Here is a 2,692-nt window from a genome sequence, read left to right as displayed (position 1 = left end):
GGACCGCGGCGGCGACCGCCGCGGCGAACTGGTCGCGCAGCGCGACGGCCACCGGGTCGCCGGCGGCGGCCGCGGCGAACACCTCGGCCGGAGCCGGCGCGCCCGAGCGGCTGGGCCACGCGGCGTCGAGCGCGGAGCCCGACGCGTACTGCTCGAGGCAGCCGACCTGGCCGCACTTGCACGGCAGGCCGTCGGGCACGAACGTCAGGTGCCCGATCTCCCCCGCCGCACCCTGCGAGCCGCGCCGCAGCCGGCCGTCGAGCAGCAGCCCGGCCGCCATGCCGGTGCCGAGCGCGAGGAACGCGAGGTCGTGCTGCGCACCGTCGGCGTGCGGCTCGACGAACCGCGCCGCGCCCACGACGGCGGCGTTGAGATCGTTCTCCAGCCGCACGGGGACGGCCCCCAGGCGGTCGGCGACCAGCGCCGCCAGCGCCACGCGCTCGTCGATGCCGAGGTTGACCGCGTGCTCGACGGTGCCCGCGGCCACGTCGACGACCCCCGGCAGGCCCAGCCCGACGCCGACGAGGTCGTCGACTGCCACGCCCGCGAGCCCCGCGAGCTCCTCGACCGCCGCGACCGCACCCGCGACCACGCCGTCGAGGCCGCGCACGGTCCCCGCCTTCACCTGGTGCCGGACGACGCCCGACGGGTCGAGCACCACTCCCAGGACCTTGCTGCCCCCGATGTCCAGCCCGACGGACCAGCCGCCGGACCTCACCCGCACGTCCACGTCAGCCCTTCACCGCGCCCGCCACCAGGCCGGACGTCATCTTCCCCTGCACGAACAGGAAGAACACGATCACGGGGACGGCGATGATCGCCGCACCGGCCATGACCACACCCCAGTCGGTCGCCCGGTTCGCCTCGACGAGACCCTGGAGCCACAGCGGCAGGGTGCGCTGCGCAGGGTCGGTCATGACGACGAGGGCCAGGGTGTACTCGTTCCACGCCTGCAGGAACCCGTAGACGCCGGAGGCGACCAGGCCGGGGGCCAGGAGCGGGAACGTGATGCGGAAGAACGCGGCGGTGCGGGACAGCCCGTCGACCATCGCGGCCTCCTCGAGCTCGATCGGCACGCCCGCGACGAAGCCGCGCAGCATCCAGATCGTGAACGGCAGGATCGCCGCCGTGTAGACGAGCGCGAGGCCGCCGACGCGGTTCACCAGGTTCCAGCCGTCGAGCAGCTGGTACTGCGAGATGAACAGGCCCTCGGCGGGGATCATCTGCACGACGAGGATCGTGAGGATGAACGACTTGCGGCCCTTGAACCGGAACCGGCTCACGGCGAGCGCCGCGAGGAACGCGAACAGCAGCGCCGCGACCAGCACGATCACGACGACGGACAGGGACACGCGCATCGACGCCCAGAACGAGTCGTCGTTCACGACCCGGCGGAAGTTCGACCACGTGCCGCCGAGCGGAAGGAACGTCGGGTCCGGCGCCTGCAGCTTGTTGAGCGGCAGGAACGCGCTGTTGATCATCCAGTAGACGGGGAACACCCAGACGAGCGCGACGAGCACCGCGACGAGGCCGAGCAGGCGCCGCGCGAGCGGGCTCTGCGTCCGGCCGGAGTCCGACGACGCGCGTCGCCGGGGCGCCGTGCGGGCGACCGCGTCGGTCGCGGCGGGGTCGGGCACACCGTGCGGTGCCGGGGCGGGGGGCGTGGCGAGCGCGCTCACAGCTCGTCCTCCTTGAGCATCTGCCGGATGTAGAACCCGGTCAGGGCGAGCGTGATGACGAGCATGATCGTGGCCAGCGCACCGGCCTTCGAGAACTCGTCCGAGTACGAGTAGATGAGGGTGCCGAGCAGGTTGGTGTCCCGCGTGGGCGCACCGGCGCGCTGCAGGACGTAGATCTGCGTGAACACCTTGAGGTCCCAGATCACCTGCAGCAGCAGGACGATCGACAGGACGGGCCGCATGATCGGGATCGTGATGCTCCAGAACCGCTGCCGTGCGGAGGCGCCGTCGAGCTGCGCGGCCTCCATCGTCTCCTCCGGGACCTGCAGCAGGCCCGCGTAGACGGAGAACACGACGAACGGCACCGACATCCACACGACGATCACGGTCGCGACGACGTAGAACGACGCGGGCTGGACGATCCACGAGTGGCCGGCCATCGAGTCGATCCCGAAGACGTGCACGAGCACCCAGTTGATGACGCCGTACTGCGTGTCGAACAACCACTGCCACACCGTCATGGACGCGAGGACGGGCGTGCCCCAGGCGAGGAGCAGCGAGACCTGCAGCGCGGTGCGCGCCGCCCGGCCGACGCGGGACATGAGCACCGCGAGCGCCATGCCGATCACCATCGTGACGGCGGCGTTGACGAGGCAGAACGCGATGGACCGGGCGATGACCGTCCACACGTAGGGGTCGGACAGCAGGTCGGTGTAGTTCTGCAGGCCGACCCACTCCGCGGGCTGGCCGAACTGCTGGCGCAGCCCGTACTCCTGGAAGGAGATGACGAACTGCCGGACGAGGGGGTAGCCGAGGGCGACGGCGATGACGGCGGCGGCGGGGACCAGGAGTCCGTAGACGCCGAGCTGGGGGCGGCGACGGCGGACCGGTGTGGTCGGGGCGTCGGGCGCGTCCGTCGCGAGGGCGGTGGCTGCCATGCGGGAGTGCTCCTTCGCAGGGTGCGGCCGGGCCGGGGCTGTGCGCCGGCGGCCCGGCCGCGCCTGACCGGGGCC

General features: G+C 72.3%; 3 protein-coding genes. All 3 read right to left on the bottom strand.

Features of this window, described 5'->3' with window-relative positions:
• On the bottom strand, positions 1-730 hold a 730-nt coding region (locus tag CTKZ_RS15775), incomplete at its 3' end, for an ROK family protein (protein WP_148090507.1).
• A 1-nt stretch (position 731) separates the two neighbouring features.
• Positions 732-1,679: a carbohydrate ABC transporter permease gene (locus CTKZ_RS15770; protein WP_124343839.1), complete on the bottom strand. Its 948-nt coding sequence runs from the start codon at positions 1,677-1,679 to the stop codon at positions 732-734.
• Complete coding sequence (locus CTKZ_RS15765) at positions 1,676-2,617, bottom strand: carbohydrate ABC transporter permease (RefSeq protein WP_124343838.1); 942 nt, start codon at positions 2,615-2,617, stop codon at positions 1,676-1,678. Before CTKZ_RS15765 ends, CTKZ_RS15770 begins: the two co-directional genes overlap by 4 nt.
• Between the last annotated feature and the right edge of the window lie 75 nt (positions 2,618-2,692).

It is taken from the genome of Cellulomonas algicola, assembly GCF_003851725.1.
GTDB lineage: Bacteria > Actinomycetota > Actinomycetes > Actinomycetales > Cellulomonadaceae > Cellulomonas > Cellulomonas algicola.
Note: the sequence above shows the minus strand (reverse complement) of the source record. Positions and strands in the feature narration are given on the sequence as shown.

Coding starts and splice junctions, on each gene's coding strand:
- CTKZ_RS15765 (WP_124343838.1), bottom strand. CDS start 2,617: ATGGCAGCCACCGCCCTCGCGACGGACGCGCCCGACGCCCCGACCACA.